Here is a 15969-nt window from a genome sequence, read left to right as displayed (position 1 = left end):
CGCAAAACCCGCTAAACATACGGTCAGGTAGAAGGGCACAAACATTTGCTCCAACTTCACCTGTGAGATCACTACTAAGCTGAAGGTAATTGATACCGCCGAGAAGGTCGTACCGATAACCGCGGCTTCCCTTTGGGTGTAAAAACGCGCTTCGTATTGCTTGCTGGTCAGTAAAATCCCAACGCTACCATCACCTAACCAAGAGGCCATACAGTCGATGGCGCTGCGACCTGGCAGGTTAAACACTGGGCGCATCACTTTGGTCAGCAGGGTGCCAAATAGCTCTAATAAACCGAAGTTTAACAGCAGCGGCAGCAACATACCTGCGAAGATAAACACCGAGAAGAGTACAGGTAATAGATCGTTCAGTACTAAGGCGCCAGTGCTTGAGGAGTGAATGACTTCGGGACCAATGCCTAAGTAGGTCAGCACAATAAAGACTGCGCCCACAACTCGAGTCGTTAACCACATGGGGCTGATATTGAGTAACCCATTGAGGAAGTGATTGTTCAGCACAAACTTAGGTTTGAGTAACTTAGTCAGCAACGAAGCCAAGGCCATAGCGACAACAATCACAGTCACGATTAAGGTTAATACATCGCTTAACACGCTTTGCAGCGCTTTAGAGATGATTGCGATGGGGATGGTAATCGCATCGTTGTAGCTAATAGGGGTCATAAACAGCAGCAGACCGATCAGCGAAGGGACGATAAAGGTGAGTATCGTCTTAATGTTGCGGTTTTTATGTTCAGTAGCCAATGGTGTACACCTTAAAGTACGAGTCGCACAAATAAACTTGAATAAATTGCCCCTCAAAGCCGCATTTAGGCGGATGTTAGGTGCATTTTCATTCAACTCAAAATCGAGAAGGGGGAAGATTACTCGCTTAGCGCCGCCATGTAAAACGATTCGGAAATTTGTTTGAGATAAGCAGCAAAATAGCATAGTTATTTGGGGTGTTTATGAGGGCTTAATTTGGCGAGCATTGAATGCTTATTGGTTTTTTGATTAATTTAATCAATCAATTAATCGGGTGTGTTATGGCGGGTTTATCGAGTTGTTTTATTCTTGATATTGTTATTTTCTAAGGGCGGTTTTGTACAATTTTTTTCCTTAGATTCTTCGAATATTCAGCTTTTGTGGTTTTTTGGGCCGTTAGTGGTAACGGCACTTCAGTTTTGGCGAATGTAATGTGAGCTAGTTAACATGAATTGTCATGGGTTAGTAAAGGTCGATAAAAATCCGTAATTCGCTGAATGGTTTGTGCATTTTTATGCGGTTTTTACTCGGTATTTGCATATTTTAAATTGGTTCATGACTAAGCGTTGGATTGGGATGGCAGTGACTAAAAAGTCGTAAATAGTGATGAAATAAAATATTTATCCTAAAGCGGATGAACGCCGCTTTAATTCTTCGTAATTCCATGTAAGTTAGTACTACTTTGGTTAGGCTAAATTATCCATGACTGTTACAAAAATGAATGTCGCGACAAGAGGTTTTGCGCTCGCCACTAAGTTTGGTTTTATTGGTGTTTTTGGATTATTGCTAGGGATTGGCGTGGCGGTGTTAGGCTTTGAACACACAGAGACCCGATCCTTCAACTTTTTGAATCATACCTTGAGTGAATTAGGTACTTACGGGCATTCTTCCCTAGCGGTGGTGCTCAATGGTGGCCTGTTTTTCGGTAGCTTAAGTATTGCTTTCTACTGCCTTTCATCCTTACAAACCGTGAGTGGTTTTTGGGGCTACCCCTTCTTCTGCGCGCTGGCGCTGACGTTTTTAGCCTTGGCCTGTGTTGGGTTATTTCCGGTCAATGTGTATCACTTGCATATTCTCGCCCTGAAGTGGTTTTTCTACTTCGGCAGCTCGAGTGCAATATGTTATTTGTTGTGGGCAGGCCTTAATTCACAGAGGCGGCAGCCCTTGACGCTATTATTAGCGCTTGTGGTATTGCTGAGTATGATGACCTTTCTCTACGCCCCCTTATTAGAGCTGGGGTTAACCGAGGGCGACAGGCCTTTTTATCAAGAAATGGTGCTGCAATTGCCTCGGCCCGATTTGTGGTGGCCTGCATTGCTGGAGTGGATTGGGCTTGGGAGCCTATTGGCTTGGACGGTGGTGCTGCTGCTAAATCCTAAATGGCTCACTCAGGAGCAGGCTCCCGAGTGAGTAAGATAAACTGAATGGTTAAATTAATTTATGGCTATTCGCTTAAGGATTTCAGTCCCGCCTCACCAAACCAATAACCATTACAGTGCTCATCGCTGCGAGTAAACTGAGCATCAGTTACCGCGCTATTTAACGCCTCGACCAATGCATCGGCTATAGTGATGCAAGCTAAGCTACTGGGCGATACTCGAAAAACATCCACGCCAATCTTTATCATTTCATTGATTTCGCTGCGTAAATCGACACAGCTTGCGGACTGGGTTTGGATACCATTCAATCTGAGTAGCGGCTGCGCCTCCTGAGTCTGCGCCAGTAAGCCCTTGCTGTATTGGCGGCAAACGGTTTCGCAACTGTCCTTCGACAAGTGTTGATGCCTTGCGGTAAAACAGCGCGCCGAGTGGGCGAGTGGCAAGTAGCCATGGCCGAGGACTTCGACTTCGAATGCGGGCTTATTTGCAATCACTTGCCTTAGCCAAGCCTTTGAAAGCTCCACCGGCATTACAAAACGCTGCATACCAAAGCGCTGCAAAATATCTAAACTGGCGCGGTTGTAGTTATTGATGCTGGCGCCGCAGACAAAGGGCAGTTTGTGCTCCTTGGCGAGATACACGGCCGCCATGTCGTTGGCCTCGATGCTAAATTCGCCATTGTTGACCTGACGTTTCAGCTCAGTGTATTCAGAGGGTGCTTCGATAAGGGCGAGTGTCGACAGCACCACCTCTTTATCCGCAGATTTAAGCATTTTGGCCAGTTCGAGATAGTCGCCAAACTTGAGTTCGCGTCGACGGCTACAAACGGCTTCACCCAAATACACTAACGGGATCTGACTGTTGGCCACTTGCTGGTAAAAGTCGATGACCTGTTGTTTTTCCCAGCAATAGAGCAGTGGGCCGAGGGAAATTTTCATAATCGTTTCTTCTTACATGGGTTATCGCTAGGGTTATTGCCAGTCACGCTCGTAGGCACCCAGGGTGGTAATTTGCCCTTCTGAAACTTTGGCAAGGGCATGCTCCCAATGGGCTTGCGTTTGGAATTTATCTGGATGATTAAGATAGGTATCAATCGCTTGACGCCAAACCTTGGTTACCTGCTCCACATAGGCTGGGCTGCGCTGACGTCCCTCAATCTTGAGTGACACTATGCCCGCCTTGGCAAGCTCAGGCAGCAAGCTAAGGGTATTTAAGCTGGTTGGGGACTCGAGCAGGTATTGCGGCTTATCATCGTCTTGGGTGAGATAACGCCCTTTGCAGACGACGGGGTAGCCCATCTGTTCATCCAGCCCAGACTTATCAATTAAGACCTCGTTGAGCCGAGTCAATCTGTCTTGCCCCTGTTCTTGCCAGCGCACGTGTTTCGCCGGGGAGCAAGAACCGCCAGTATTTGGTGATTGGCCAGTGACATAGGAGGACAAGTGGCAGCGTCCTTCGGCCATAATGCACAGGCTACCAAAGGCAAATACTTCTAAATCGACCGGACTGACCTTGGCTAAGTCACGCACTTGCTTCATCGACAGCACTCTGGGTAATACCACCCGCGCGATATTAAAGGCTTCTTTATAAAAGCTCAGCGCGCCCAAGTTAGTCGCGCTCGCCTGTACCGATAAATGCAGCGGAATATGGGGATATTGCCTATGGGCATAATCGAGCAGCGACAGATCGGCAACGATTAAGGCATCGACGCCAATGCTGGCCGCTAAGTCAATCGCCTGATACCAACGGTGTTCCTCATTCGGCTTAGGAAAAGTATTTAAAGTGAGGAAGATTTTCTTGCCCCGCTGATGGGTCAGCTCGGCGGCTTCCTGTAATTTTGCGGGGGTGAAGTTTAAGCCCGCGAATGAACGTGCATTGGTATCATCCTTTAAACCAAGGTAGACAGCATCGGCTCCGGCCTGCAGCGCCGACTTTAGCGAGGCCAGATTTCCTGCTGGACACAACAACTCCATAATGGTGCTCCCGATAAAATAACAGGGGCAGAGTTTAGGGAAGATTGAATGGCGGTGAATTGATTTAAAACAGGTTTAAGATCATAAAATCTCGGTAAACTGGGAGATATAGTGTTTTTTATCCTCAGGTAGCCGCTTATGTCCGCTGTTTTTTCAGCTAATCTTGCAAAACAATTGCTCGAACTCACCCCAAAACTGATCCGTTTGCCACTCTCCAAAGTGCCCTTTAGCCTCAAGGCCAAGGTGCTCAGCCAACTCTTGACGCAACTGCTGGCGCAGCAGGCCGAAGATGGCGAGTTAGATTTCTTGGCGGGTAAGTGGGTTGCGATTCGGGTTGAAGATTTAAATCTGTATTTTGAAGTGAGTTTCGATGGCCGCTGGCAGGTGCGTGAACTCACAAATGCGCAGGTCTGTTTTAGTGCTAACTCCCCCGAGCTCTTGCTGGTCGCCGCGGCGAAAGAAGACCCGGATACGCTGTTTTTCCAACGAAAACTGAGTATCGAAGGCGATACTGAATTAGGGCTTGAGGTGAAGAATCTGCTGCTGAGTATCGAGTTTGCTAGCTTGCCGACACCAATCCGCTTAAGCGTTGAAAAGCTGGCCGATGCGATTGTACGTTTGCAGCTTGAGGCAAAACCGACGATTATCTTGGGCAAATCTCCGAGCATGAGTTAATACTGTATTGGCAATAACTGATTGATAAATAAAAGCCCTGCAGTATTGCAGGGCTTTTTTGTTGAGTAAACGGTTGGCACTCACTCAGACTTTTTGCGTGAGTATGGCGAATTTGACTAACAGCTCATCGTGGGACTCGACGCGGTTAGGGTCTGGGTCAATACAATCAATCGGACAGACGGAGACGCAGGTCGGCTTATCGTAATGGCCTACGCATTCGGTGCAGCGGTCTGGGTCGATTTCATAGATTTCTTCCCCCATGGTGATGGCCTGATTAGGACATTCAGGTTCACACATGTCGCAATTTATGCAGCTGTCGTCGATCAGTAATGCCATGCCTTAGCCTGCTTCGTGTGGGTTGCGGGTATCCTGACCTTGGGGCAGATTACGCAGTAAAATGCCATGGTTCAGATCAACCTCTTTCGGCACGGGCAAGTAAACGGTATGGCCCGAACCTAATCCCGCTTCAACCGATTCGGCTTTGCGGTTCTCGAGTTGTTCGATGGTGAGGCTGATATTGCCCTGCGGCGTCATTAATTCAACGCTATCGCCGACAGAGAATTTGTTCTTCACTTCGATTTCGGCAAGACCGGCCAGATTACGTTTACCGGTTAATTCACCCACAAATTGTTGGGTATCGCTGACCGAGTAGCCATAGTCGTAGTTTTGATATTCATCATGCACGTGGCGACGTAAGAAACCTTCGGTGTAGCCGCGATGCGCTAAGCCTTCGAGTTGGTTCATCAAGCTGCGATCGAAGCTCTTACCAGAGGCTGCATCATCGATGGCCTGACGGTATAGCTGGGCGGTACGGGCCACATAGTAGAAAGACTTAGTTCGGCCTTCGATCTTAAGCGAGTCGATGCCCATTTTCGCTAAACGCTCAACGTGTTGGATTGCGCGAAGGTCCTTAGAGTTCATGATATAAGTGCCATGCTCATCTTCAAACGCTGGCATGTACTCGCCGGGGCGATTGGCTTCTTGCAGCAAGAAGATTTGGTCGGTCGCAGGGCCAGAACCTAAGGTCGGGGTTTCGATTTGCACCGCATTTGGGGTGGCAATAATATCGCCCGAGTCAGTTTGCTGCGCTTCGTGTACATCGTATTTCCAGCGACAGGCGTTAGTGCAAGTGCCTTGGTTTGGGTCGCGTTTGTTGATATAGCCCGACAGTAAACAGCGGCCTGAGTAGGCCATACACAGGGCGCCGTGAACAAACACTTCTAACTCGATATCGGGGCAGCGCTGACGAATTTCTTCGATTTCATCTAAGGATAATTCACGGGATAAAATCACCCGTTTAATGCCTTGGGTCTGCCAGAATTTGACCGACGCCCAGTTAATGGCGTTGGCTTGCACCGATAAATGCACTACCTGTTCAGGGAAGGCCTCACGCACCATCATGATTAAACCTGGATCTGACATAATCAGCGCATCGGGCTTCATTGCCACAACCGGCTCCATATCTTTAATATAGGTTTTCAGCTTGGCATTGTGGGGAGCAATGTTACTCACCACATAAAGCTTTTTACCCAACGCATGAGCTTCTTCGATGCCTGTGGCTAGGTTTTCCATTTTAAAGTCGTTATTACGTACCCTTAGGCTGTATCTCGGCTGACCGGCATACACGGCATCTGCACCATAGGCAAAGGCGTAACGCATGTTTTTCAGCGTCCCTGCGGGAGATAACAACTCAGGTTTAAACATAATGACTCTCGAATTGGTTGGTAGATGGATGCGCAGTGCGCGGGGGCGGCATTTTACACAATCAAAGTAGGGTTATGCAAATTGCTACGCCTAAGATTAGGTATAGTTCGCATTTTACGAATATACCTAGAAGCCTAATAATGGCGGCAAATTGAGGATTTGAACGGATTGGCTATTTGTAGCCTAGTTGAATTGATTTACCCTGAAATAGTTGATGCCGTTCTGGGGGAAATTGATAACAGCGTCATACAAATAATTAACGTCTGTTGCTTTTTTCTGCCCATCAATCGGTGGGCAACTGATATACTCCAATTATTGAAGATTTATGTTTGCAGATTGATGGGAGCGAAGATGTCTACCGAACATCTACTGTTAGTCGGATTACTCAAAAAATTAAAAGATGATGCTTTAGTGTTGCCAACCTTGCCCGAAGTCGCCATGCGGGTACAAGAAGTGGTGAGTCGCTCCGATGCGAGCCTAAAGCAAGTGGCTGAAGTGATCGGTCAAGACGCTGCGATTTCGGCGCGTATCATTAAAGTTGCCAACAGTGCCTTGTATAGCCGTGGCATTCCCGCTGAGAGTATTAGTAGTGCGGTTTCTCGTATTGGCCTCATCCAAATCAAGAGTATTGCGACCTCGGTTGCGATGGAGCAGCTATTTATTTCCACCAATGAAATGGTATGGGAAGTCATGGATGAAGTGTGGCGTACCTCCATTGAGGTGACAGCCGCCGCTTGCGCCATGTTGCAAATGTATAATAAGCGTCACCCCGGTCTGCTCAATCTAGATACCTTAACCTTGGCAGGTCTCGTCCATAATATCGGTGCATTACCAGTTCTGACCGAAGCCGAAGCCCATCCAGAATTATTCACCAGTATTGATCAATTGCGCTCTTTAGTACGTAAAATGCAAGGTCCACTGGGACGTGCGGTATTAAAAAGTTGGGCTTTTGCGCCAGAGGTAATGGAAGTTGTTGAGCGTTGGGCGGATTTACCTTATCTGCCAGACCATGTCACTTATTTAGATTTTATCCGTGCTGCCGCCTTTTACACAGGTGAGTTACGTGCAGGTGCCGATTTCGAGCAACGGATGGAGGTCTTTGTGAGTCGTGGTTTACCCGTCTCGGCGAGCGATTTAGCGAGTGATGAATTTATGGATAAATTCCATTCAATCAGAGAGAGTTACCAGTAGTCGTAGGGCCTAGAGGGAGCCAATCTTACCCTGTGTTGGGGAGAATGGTGTATAAGCTTACGTGGTAAGATTGAGGCCAAACTATGGTTATTGTGGGATTTATCGGTTTAGCACTGGTTATCATCTTGATAGCCGTGCTTTATATATTACTGGCAAGATACCAGGCTCTGCGGCTACAGCAGCGATTTTTGGCGCAATTATGCTCGCAGCTCGATCAGCAAAAGATTGAACGCCGTCCTTTGAATGTGCCTGTGGTGCCGCAGGAGTTTGCACCGCTTTATCATTCCCTAAACGAGATGCTCGCAGCGCTGCCTGCAGGCATGGGTAAGGACAAACTCACCGGGCTGAATAACCGTGTCGGACTCAAGCGCTCACTGACCGCCATGATGCCCATCACTCAAGGCACCTTAGTGCTTATTGATATCTATCGCTTTCGTTATGTGAATGATCTATTGGGTTTTGTGTTTGGGGATATTCTGCTTAAGCAGTTTGCTGACCGATTAACGAGCTTAAGCCTTAAACCAAAGTTGATTGCGCGTCTAAACGGTGATGAGTTTTTCCTCTATTACGAGCAAAGTCTGTCAGAGGAGCAACTGCTGCACTTACGTGGCCGTCTGCAAGTTCCCTTTAAAATCAAAGATACGCCAGTGAGTGTGCGAATGCAGATTGGTTGTTTGCAATTAGCAGAGCATCATGCTGATGTGAGCCATATGCTCAGAAGGCTAGATCTTGCCCTCAAAAAGGCCCGCGCCACTCGGAGTGCCATCGCCTGTTACAGTGAAAATGATGATATTCGCCAGTTGAGGGAGCTTAAGATTATCGACAGTCTTCCGAGTGGCTTGCAGCGAAATCATCTGTATATGGTGTACCAGCCTAAGCAGGATATGCACACTGGTTCCTGCACTCAAGTTGAAGCATTAATTCGCTGGGAGCATGAGGAGCTAGGGTTTATTTCCCCTGGAGAATTTATTCCGCTGGCAGAATGCGCTGGCATGATAGATCTAGTGAGCAATTGGGCGCTAGAGCAAGTGTTACTGCAGCAAGTGAAATGGCGTGTGGCGGGCATATCTGTGTGTGTGGCGCTCAATCTCTCAACCCGTGATCTCGATAGTGAAACCTTACCCCAGGATATTGCCGCGCGTCTCGAATATTACAAGCTACCGCCAGAATGCTTAATGATTGAAATCACCGAGAGCACTCTGATGGCGGATTTAAATAAGGCCGTGGAAACTCTTGAAAAAATCCGCCGCCTTGGGATCAAATTGGCGATCGATGATTTTGGTACTGGCCATTCGTCCCTCGCGTATTTAAAGCATTTACCCGCTAATGAAGTCAAAATCGATAAAGCCTTTCTTAGGGATCTTGAACCGAATAAACCTTCGGAATATATCCTTGAGGCTAGCATTAATATCGCTAAAAAGCTGGGCTACGAGGTGACGGTTGAAGGCGTCGAAACGATCGAAGTTCATGATATGTTAGTGAATATGGGCGTCGATCGCATTCAAGGGATGGTTTATGCAAAGCCTATGCGGGCGGCAGAGCTTGAAATGAACTGGGAGCAACTACGGCCAACGCCAGAAATGCTCTGCGTCAATGGCTCACATCCCTAGGCTTAATTGGGCGATTAAGTCGGCGGGCATGGGCGCAAGTTGGCGCGCCTGATTCATACATACCATTTCGATAGTAGCCGTAACCGCTGGTTTTTTACCGTTTGGGCGCCAAATTTCCTGATGCCAGACGGTGCGATATTTACTCTCAAAGTAGAACTTAGTGCGGATATCGATGATATCGGCAAACTCCACCCCTTCGTGGCACAACATATCGCTGCGATACACCGCAAAACCCAATTGCTGCTGTTGCCAGAGGTCGCGTAAACGCTCGGCACCAATCACATGCTCACGGGCGCGCTCGAAGTATTTCAAAAAGTTCGGGTGATACACTACGCCAGAAAAATCGGTATCTTCATAGTAAATTTGCACAGGGAAAGAATAACTTGGGCTAAATTGCGGCATGGCGTTTTCGATATGAAGTATGTTGATTGAGCGCAGTCTAGCGGTTTATCGGGCTAAACAAAACCCAAGGTGTGGGGAAAACACTTAGGCGACACAAAGTAAAAAGCCATATTCGCCGAAACGAATATGGCTTTTTTGTAGGGTAATCGGTGGCTAAAGCCTAGCGCTTAGCGAATGATCATCTGGTCGCGTTCTGGTCCTACAGACACCATGCTCACACGCACGCCCATTAAGGCTTCGATGCGCTCAACATAATGTTGAGCCGCCTTTGGCAGGCTTTCGAAGGTGCGACAGCCAGTGATGTCTTCGCTCCAGCTTTCCATTTGCTCATACACTGGGCTTAATGCTGCAGTTTGTGGCCAAATGGGATTTTCAGTGTGCTCGCCTTCGTAGGCAACACAAATCTTAAGATCTTTCATGCCGGTCAGGCAGTCAATCTTGGTTAGTGCGATTTCAGTCGCTGCTTGCAGCTCAACACCATTACGAGTAGCAACGGCATCGAAGTAACCCATATCACGTGGACGACCCGTAGTCGCACCAAACTCGTTGGCGTTTTTACGGAAGTCATCCTGCTCTTCCATTGCGGTGACTAAGGTACCAGTACCTACAGATGAGCTAAAGGCTTTAGCTACCGCAATCACCCGCTCTGGGCGCAGTGCGGGTAAACCACTACCTAGACCTGCGAAAGCCGCCGTCACGTTAGAAGAAGTAGTGTAAGGATACTCACCGTAAATTAAGTCGCGACCCGCGCCTAATTGCGCTTCAAATAACAAGTTAGCATCTTGTTTTTGTAAGGCTTTTAATGGCTCAGTGACGTTGCAAATGAATGGACGCCATGGCGCAGTCACATCCAATAACCACTGAGTCATTTCGGCGGCAGTTTGGCTAAAGTCACAGCTTGGGTACAGTGCTTTTAACTGGGGTAATTTCCAGTCGAGCATAAATTGAATGCGTTCTTGTAGCACTTCGGGTTGGTTTAGCCAACCAACTAAGATGCCCTTTTTCATCACGCGGTCGCCATAGGCTGGGGCAATCCCTTGACGGGTTGAACCATAGGCTAAATCGCCTAAACGCTGTTCTTCTAAGGTATCTTCCAGTGCATGGATAGGTAAGCACAGGGTCGCACGGTCAGAAATGCACAGTTTAACTTCAATGCCAGCCGCTTCGACTTCAGCGATTTCAACGCTGAGTTTTTCTGGGCTGATCACCATGCCTGGGCCAAGAACTGCAACGCAGTTTGGATTGAAAATACCGCTAGGTAATTGGTGTAATTTAAAGGTGCCAAAGTCGTTTACGACCGTATGGCCTGCGTTGTTACCGCCTTGGAAGCGGACACTCGCTGCAGCATCTGCGGCTAAATAATCTACGATGCGGCCTTTGCCTTCATCACCCCAATTTGCACCCACAACCACGATAGACGGCATAACATCATCTCCACATTGATTAAGCGGTTATGCTAGACCTCGTCAATGAATAAGAGAAATTAATTATAGTTATCGTCGTGATATGAAATTCATATATGATAGGGCAGAATTGATGGATTGGGATAAATACTATGCTCGAACTTCATTGGTTAAAGACCTTCGTGACCTTAGCTGAGTGCAAGCATTTCGGTAAGGCGGCCGCGGCGCTGCATATGACGCAGCCTAATGTCAGCCTGCACATCAAACAACTCGAGCAGAATACCCGAGTTAAGTTGATTGAGCGCAATCCATTTAGATTAACCCAAGCGGGGTTCCGTTTGCTTGAGAGCAGTCAGAAGACTTTGATGGAGTTGCAAGTCTGCCAGGCGGATCTCAATGCCATCAACGAGCTTAGCCAAGGAACCTTAACCATCGCGGCCAGCGATATCATTTCGCGTTTGCTACTCATTCAGCCATTTCAGTTATTTAAAGCAGAATTCCCAGGGATTGATTTTTCCTTACTCAATACGACGTCATCCCAAGCCTCGGAGCTGGTGACCAATGCCGAGGCGGATTTAGGCTTTGTGATCGCCCAAAAGGAGAGTCAGCCGCTGCATTTTACCGAGCTACAGCAAATCAAGTGGTGTGCCCTTGGAGATAATTTAGAATTGTGGCAACAGAACCAAGCCAGCCATGATATGCCCCATGCGGAGCGGCCAACCTTGATCCTGCTTGGGCATGATACCCGTACTCGAGAGTTGCTCGACCCCGCATTACCCACCTTAAACTTACCCAGTTATCGGATCATGGAAGTCGGCAGTGTGGATGCGCAAATCGATTGGGCCGAGGCAGGCTTTGGGGTAGCGATTGTGCCCGAGTTTTCGATTTACACTAAAACGCACTTAAAGAGCAAAGTCACGCCACTGCCACAATTTCCGAGTACCAGTTTGGGTTACATTGTGCGGCAGAATCAGATCCTATCGAAAGCGATTAAGCAGCTGTTACATTGGGTGAATCAAGAGATTATCCGCACTCAGGGGAGCTAATTCGCGGTTTTGAAAAGTTACTTAGGGCTAAGCAGTTGTTGATACTGCCCGTTGGCTTTTAACTGGGTTAAGCCCTGATCTAACTCTTTAGCGAATTGGGCGGCTTTGGGATTTTCCTTCGAAAAGGCCAAATAAATCTCGCTGCTGTGGTTATTAAAGGCGGGGATCACATCGTCACTGACGCCCATTTTTTGCAGGTTTTCCTGAGCAACTAAGTCGAACATTACCGCAGCATCGATTCGGCCAATCATCAGTAAATTAATCAATTGTTGTTGGTTGGCAACCGTCACTACATTCAATTGGCGCTGTTTCACGAGTTCAGGAAACTCATCGCCATATTCATAGCTTTTTATCACGCCGACTATGCTGCCCTTGGGGATTTCCCATTTATTGGCTGCGAGCAGGGGGCGTTGTTTACGTTGATAAAAAGAGGCTTGAGCCACAAATAGAGGGGTGTTGCCAAACACAAAACGTTGCTCGGTACTGGCCTCGCGGGTAACGTTAAAGACCCCATCAACGGCGCCTTTTTCGGCCATCATTAAGGCTCGGCTATAGGGAACGACTAGGCTATTCACTTCTACCTGAGACTGCTTGAATGCTGCGGCGATAAGGCGATGGGAGATCCCTTGACCAAACTGATTGGCAAAGGGGGGCCAGCTGTCTTCGGCGGCTAAGGTAATACTCTGTGATGCGGCTTGTGTGGGGTTAGCTTGGCTTTCGTGGGCGAAGGAGAAGTTGTCTGTGGCAGAGAGTAAAAGCAAGAAAGCAGCAGATAACAATGCCAGCGGGAGGGCCATCACTCGCTGAAATTCATTCCTTGTCGGGCTGCAAGCACGCATCTTACTTCCATATCATCCTATTCCTAATAGAAATTTATATCATAACTGCCTGTTGCGAACCTAATCATTTTACAATTTGTGGTGTGGCTTAGATTGTTTATTGCAAAACAATTTAGACACATAAAACTGTGATCTTAGATTGTGACTTTCTGTTTTTTAATTATTAGAATAATCTGATTGAAAAAAAACTAATGGAGTTTGCCATGACCGAAAAAGTCATAGAGGTCACCACGCATATGGGAAGTGGTTGGAAGGTCACAGCGCAAGTGCGTGAGCATTTGCTGATCATAGATCAGCCCAGTGCCACCAATGAGGGCGCTAACCCTCTAGAAACTTTCTTATTTTCGCTTGGTGGCTGTATTTCGGCGATTGCCAAGATGGTTGCGCGTGAGCGTAGTATCACGATTCGCCAGTTTGATGTGCATGTGAGAGCGGTGATGAATTCGGCGGGTCTGTTAGGCCAACCCTCGGACGACCCCGTGGGATTTAAGGAGATTGCGATCAACGCCAGCATAGATGCCGACTTAACAGATGCACAAAAGAATGAGTTCTTAGACGCTGTGTGTAACCGTTGTCCCGTCCATGACAATCTGCTGCGTCCAAGTTTAGTCACTCACCAAGTTAAGCACTAATCCCGATTATATTGACGAGCCACAAAGCATAAACCCCAGTATTAACTGGGGTTTATATTAATCACCTTTATTGCAATAGCGAATTCAATGCGTGCAACCCGAACAGGTTTAATCAACCTTGTTCTTAGGGAAATTAGCTAACACTAGCTCGGCGACTTTACGCAGTTCATTCGGACAAATGCCATTGGTTGCCTGCACTGCCATGCCTTGCAACACTGTGCCTATGTATCGGGCCAGTAGTAGGGGATCGGCGTCAGTGGGGAGATCGCCTTCATCCTTTGCCCGTTGAAAACGTTCGCATAAAGCTTGCTCACCATCACGGCGACGGGTGATTAAAGTCTCTTTAATGGCTTGTCCCGCTTCGCTACAGGCGAGGGCGCCTTGAACTATCAAGCAGCCTTGAGGGTGATTCTTATCCACCAAAGTGGTTGCCGCGCCATAGAGCATGGATTCAGCTACTTGATAGGCGGTTTCTTTTTCAAGCGATGGATAGAAAAACGCACAGGGGCGCTGCTCGTATAACTCGATCGCTTTCAGAAACAGCTGCTCTTTGTTACCAAAAGCGGCGTAAAGGCTGGGTTTATTGATGCCCATGGCCTGAGTTAGATCGGTTAACGATGTACCTTCAAAACCTTTTTGCCAGAAGACTTCCAAGGCTTTGGCCAATGCATCGTCGGCGTCGAAGGCTCGCGGGCGACCTACGCAGGGCGTCTGGGTGACGGTTGACATCATTAAGCTCCTCAATTCTCAATTGCCCCTAGGATAGACATGGGTTTAGTTCATGTCCAGCCACTCTTGCCTGCTGTCTGCGGGTTAGGTGAGTAACTCACCAAAAATATCGTCCATTCAAGCCCACATAGCGCATTCGCTGTGGCTAATTACCTCAAAGGCTTAACTACATGTTTATCAAGCTGTCACAAAAAATTAAATACTCATCGGTACAAAAATCTGTTGACAGGGTCATTTTACATTATATATTACCGCTCAGTACATAATGTTTTTTACCAGTCGGTATTTATTGATTTTGACCGAGTGTCATCATTGATGTCTGTCTTAAACGAGATAAATGCCTGCCACATGAGGATTGTAAGATGAAAAGTAACCAACCTTTACGGATATTGATGTTGACTGCCGTGGCGGCTTTTGTCCTTTCGGCCTGTGGTGAACCCGAAGCCCAGCAGGGGCAAGCGCCGGGAGCACCTAAGGTTGATGTTGCTCAAGTATTGCATGAGCGTGTTACCGAGTGGGATGAATTTACCGGCCGTTTGCAGGCGCCAGAGAGTGTGACCTTAGTGCCACGCGTATCTGGCTATATCGCGTCGGTAAACTTTAAAGAAGGCGCCTTAGTGAAAAAAGGCGATGTGCTATTCCATATCGATGCGAGTGTGTTCGAAGCGGAAGTGGCCCGGTTAAGAGCAGATCTTGCTAGCGCGCTTTCTGCTGAGCAACTGGCCACTAACGACTTAAAACGTGCCCGCAAACTCTTTGCCCAAAAGGCGGTATCGGCAGAATTACTCGATACCCGCGAGTCTAACAAACGCCAAACCACGGCGGCCGTAGCCTCTGTAAAAGCAGCGTTGCTACGCGCCGAGCTGGACTTAGATTACACCCAAGTGCGCGCACCGATTGATGGCCGTGCCTCCTACGCTAATGTCACTGCGGGTAACTATGTGTCTGCGGGGCAGAGTGTGTTAACCAGCTTAGTGTCGACCGCCAGCATGTATGCCTACTTCGATGTGGATGAGCAAACCTACCTGAAATACGTCAAGTTAACTGCCGAGAAAAAGCGTAAAGACCCTCGTGCTGGCGACAATCCCGTGTATATGGCGCTGGCCAACGAGCGCGAATATCAACACATAGGCCTAGTGGATTTTGTCGATAACTCGATGGACAGGCAGACGGGCACTATTCGAGTACGTGCCACGTTTAGCAATGAAGACAACAGCTTGCTCCCTGGTCTATTCGCCAGATTACGTACCGCAGGTAGTGGCGCCTACGACGGCATTTTAATCGACGATAAAGCCGTGGGCACGGATCTGAACAACAAGTTCGTCTTAGTGGTGGCAAACGATGGCACAGTGGAGTACCGCGGTGTCACCCTAGGTGAAAAAGTTCAAGGTTTACGCATTGTTAAGCAAGGTTTAGCGGCAAACGACAAAATCGTCGTCAATGGCATGCAAAGGGTTCGTCCTAAGATGCAAATTGAGCCACATATAGTTGATATGGCCGACAGTGAACAGCTAGATGCGCTTCGTCAAGCTCAATTACTGCTTGATAAACATCAAGAAAATATCACCACCCCAGACGTTGAAGTAGCGAGCCGCGGTTAAGGAATCCAACAGAATGTTGTCGCAGT

At 47.9% G+C, this 15969-nt stretch carries 16 protein-coding genes; 7 read left to right on the top strand and 9 right to left on the bottom strand.

Annotated features, from left to right (window positions below):
* A partial coding sequence (locus ACK5NH_RS10340; protein WP_416919834.1) for a YjiH family protein occupies nucleotides 1-759 on the bottom strand: 759 nt, incomplete at its 3' end.
* 702 nt (nucleotides 760-1461) lie between these two features.
* On the opposite strand from ACK5NH_RS10340, the gene ACK5NH_RS10335 reads away from it, so the two are divergent.
* On the top strand, nucleotides 1462-2169 hold the full coding sequence (locus tag ACK5NH_RS10335) for a DUF998 domain-containing protein (protein WP_416919832.1): 708 nt from the start codon (nucleotides 1462-1464) through the stop codon (nucleotides 2167-2169).
* A 34-nt stretch (nucleotides 2170-2203) separates the two neighbouring features.
* Here the strand turns inward: ACK5NH_RS10335 and ACK5NH_RS10330 are convergent, their stop codons facing one another.
* The gene (locus ACK5NH_RS10330; RefSeq protein ID WP_416919830.1) at nucleotides 2204-3076 is read right to left on the bottom strand and encodes a U32 family peptidase; all 873 of its coding nucleotides are present in this window, start codon (nucleotides 3074-3076) and stop codon (nucleotides 2204-2206) included.
* 33 nt (nucleotides 3077-3109) lie between these two features.
* On the bottom strand, nucleotides 3110-4111 hold the full coding sequence (gene ubiU, locus ACK5NH_RS10325; RefSeq protein WP_416919828.1) for a ubiquinone anaerobic biosynthesis protein UbiU: 1002 nt from the start codon (nucleotides 4109-4111) through the stop codon (nucleotides 3110-3112).
* A gap of 138 nt (nucleotides 4112-4249) precedes the next feature.
* Between ubiU and ubiT the strand changes: the two genes are divergently transcribed.
* A complete protein-coding gene (ubiT, locus tag ACK5NH_RS10320; protein ID WP_416919826.1) occupies nucleotides 4250-4786 on the top strand; it encodes a ubiquinone anaerobic biosynthesis accessory factor UbiT in 537 nt (178 codons plus the stop codon).
* Between the two features lie 84 nt (nucleotides 4787-4870).
* Here ubiT and ACK5NH_RS10315 read toward each other — a convergent pair whose 3' ends face one another.
* Nucleotides 4871-5122, bottom strand: coding sequence for a YfhL family 4Fe-4S dicluster ferredoxin (locus ACK5NH_RS10315; protein WP_416919824.1), 252 nt, complete (start codon nucleotides 5120-5122; stop codon nucleotides 4871-4873).
* A 3-nt stretch (nucleotides 5123-5125) separates the two neighbouring features.
* Nucleotides 5126-6490 carry a tRNA 5-hydroxyuridine modification protein YegQ gene (yegQ, locus tag ACK5NH_RS10310; RefSeq protein ID WP_416919822.1) on the bottom strand — a complete coding sequence of 455 codons (1365 nt, stop codon included), beginning with the start codon at nucleotides 6488-6490 and terminating at the stop codon, nucleotides 5126-5128.
* A gap of 351 nt (nucleotides 6491-6841) precedes the next feature.
* Here yegQ and ACK5NH_RS10305 point away from each other — a divergent pair, with 351 nt between their 5' ends.
* Both ACK5NH_RS10305 and ACK5NH_RS10300 read left to right on the top strand, forming a co-directional pair.
* A complete protein-coding gene (locus ACK5NH_RS10305) occupies nucleotides 6842-7681 on the top strand; it encodes an HDOD domain-containing protein (protein ID WP_416919820.1) in 840 nt (279 codons plus the stop codon).
* A gap of 83 nt (nucleotides 7682-7764) precedes the next feature.
* Nucleotides 7765-9291, top strand: coding sequence for a putative bifunctional diguanylate cyclase/phosphodiesterase (locus tag ACK5NH_RS10300; protein WP_416919818.1), 1527 nt, complete (start codon nucleotides 7765-7767; stop codon nucleotides 9289-9291).
* On the opposite strand, the gene ACK5NH_RS10295 is transcribed toward ACK5NH_RS10300, so the two are convergent.
* Nucleotides 9280-9693, bottom strand: coding sequence for a thioesterase family protein (locus ACK5NH_RS10295; protein ID WP_011625531.1), 414 nt, complete (start codon nucleotides 9691-9693; stop codon nucleotides 9280-9282). The two genes, ACK5NH_RS10300 and ACK5NH_RS10295, sit on opposite strands and share 12 nt — an antisense overlap.
* A gap of 167 nt (nucleotides 9694-9860) precedes the next feature.
* The gene (locus ACK5NH_RS10290) at nucleotides 9861-11117 is read right to left on the bottom strand and encodes an adenylosuccinate synthase (protein ID WP_011716179.1); all 1257 of its coding nucleotides are present in this window, start codon (nucleotides 11115-11117) and stop codon (nucleotides 9861-9863) included.
* Nucleotides 11118-11248: 131 nt separating this feature from the next.
* Here ACK5NH_RS10290 and ACK5NH_RS10285 point away from each other — a divergent pair, with 131 nt between their 5' ends.
* Entirely contained in the window at nucleotides 11249-12142 is an 894-nt protein-coding gene (locus ACK5NH_RS10285; RefSeq protein ID WP_416919815.1) for a LysR family transcriptional regulator, read from the top strand.
* Between the two features lie 17 nt (nucleotides 12143-12159).
* On the opposite strand, the gene ACK5NH_RS10280 is transcribed toward ACK5NH_RS10285, so the two are convergent.
* On the bottom strand, nucleotides 12160-12981 hold the full coding sequence (locus ACK5NH_RS10280) for a substrate-binding periplasmic protein (protein WP_416919813.1): 822 nt from the start codon (nucleotides 12979-12981) through the stop codon (nucleotides 12160-12162).
* A 203-nt stretch (nucleotides 12982-13184) separates the two neighbouring features.
* On the opposite strand from ACK5NH_RS10280, the gene ACK5NH_RS10275 reads away from it, so the two are divergent.
* Entirely contained in the window at nucleotides 13185-13613 is a 429-nt protein-coding gene (locus ACK5NH_RS10275; RefSeq protein ID WP_416919811.1) for an OsmC family protein, read from the top strand.
* 108 nt (nucleotides 13614-13721) lie between these two features.
* Here the strand turns inward: ACK5NH_RS10275 and ACK5NH_RS10270 are convergent, their stop codons facing one another.
* On the bottom strand, nucleotides 13722-14345 hold the full coding sequence (locus ACK5NH_RS10270; protein WP_416919809.1) for a TetR/AcrR family transcriptional regulator: 624 nt from the start codon (nucleotides 14343-14345) through the stop codon (nucleotides 13722-13724).
* A gap of 359 nt (nucleotides 14346-14704) precedes the next feature.
* Between ACK5NH_RS10270 and ACK5NH_RS10265 the strand changes: the two genes are divergently transcribed.
* Nucleotides 14705-15943: an efflux RND transporter periplasmic adaptor subunit gene (locus tag ACK5NH_RS10265; protein WP_416919807.1), complete on the top strand. Its 1239-nt coding sequence runs from the start codon at nucleotides 14705-14707 to the stop codon at nucleotides 15941-15943.
* Nucleotides 15944-15969 lie beyond the last annotated feature (26 nt).

The sequence above is a fragment of the Shewanella sp. genome, from assembly GCF_047975355.1.
Taxonomy (GTDB): domain Bacteria; phylum Pseudomonadota; class Gammaproteobacteria; order Enterobacterales; family Shewanellaceae; genus Shewanella.
The sequence above is the reverse complement of the archived record's forward strand: the minus strand, read 5'-3'. Positions and strand labels throughout refer to the sequence as shown.

Excerpts from the sequence above, each read along its gene's own strand:
- ACK5NH_RS10335 (WP_416919832.1), top strand. The coding sequence starts at position 1,462 with ATGACTGTTACAAAAATGAATGTCGCGACAAGAGGTTTTGCGCTCGCC.
- ACK5NH_RS10330 (WP_416919830.1), bottom strand. The coding sequence starts at position 3,076 with ATGAAAATTTCCCTCGGCCCACTGCTCTATTGCTGGGAAAAACAACAG.
- ubiU (WP_416919828.1), bottom strand. The coding sequence starts at position 4,111 with ATGGAGTTGTTGTGTCCAGCAGGAAATCTGGCCTCGCTAAAGTCGGCG.
- ubiT (WP_416919826.1), top strand. The coding sequence starts at position 4,250 with ATGTCCGCTGTTTTTTCAGCTAATCTTGCAAAACAATTGCTCGAACTC.
- ACK5NH_RS10315 (WP_416919824.1), bottom strand. The coding sequence starts at position 5,122 with ATGGCATTACTGATCGACGACAGCTGCATAAATTGCGACATGTGTGAA.
- yegQ (WP_416919822.1), bottom strand. The coding sequence starts at position 6,490 with ATGTTTAAACCTGAGTTGTTATCTCCCGCAGGGACGCTGAAAAACATG.
- ACK5NH_RS10305 (WP_416919820.1), top strand. The coding sequence starts at position 6,842 with ATGTCTACCGAACATCTACTGTTAGTCGGATTACTCAAAAAATTAAAA.
- ACK5NH_RS10300 (WP_416919818.1), top strand. The coding sequence starts at position 7,765 with ATGGTTATTGTGGGATTTATCGGTTTAGCACTGGTTATCATCTTGATA.
- ACK5NH_RS10295 (WP_011625531.1), bottom strand. The coding sequence starts at position 9,693 with ATGCCGCAATTTAGCCCAAGTTATTCTTTCCCTGTGCAAATTTACTAT.
- ACK5NH_RS10290 (WP_011716179.1), bottom strand. The coding sequence starts at position 11,117 with ATGCCGTCTATCGTGGTTGTGGGTGCAAATTGGGGTGATGAAGGCAAA.
- ACK5NH_RS10285 (WP_416919815.1), top strand. The coding sequence starts at position 11,249 with ATGCTCGAACTTCATTGGTTAAAGACCTTCGTGACCTTAGCTGAGTGC.
- ACK5NH_RS10280 (WP_416919813.1), bottom strand. The coding sequence starts at position 12,981 with ATGCGTGCTTGCAGCCCGACAAGGAATGAATTTCAGCGAGTGATGGCC.
- ACK5NH_RS10275 (WP_416919811.1), top strand. The coding sequence starts at position 13,185 with ATGACCGAAAAAGTCATAGAGGTCACCACGCATATGGGAAGTGGTTGG.
- ACK5NH_RS10270 (WP_416919809.1), bottom strand. The coding sequence starts at position 14,345 with ATGATGTCAACCGTCACCCAGACGCCCTGCGTAGGTCGCCCGCGAGCC.
- ACK5NH_RS10265 (WP_416919807.1), top strand. The coding sequence starts at position 14,705 with ATGAAAAGTAACCAACCTTTACGGATATTGATGTTGACTGCCGTGGCG.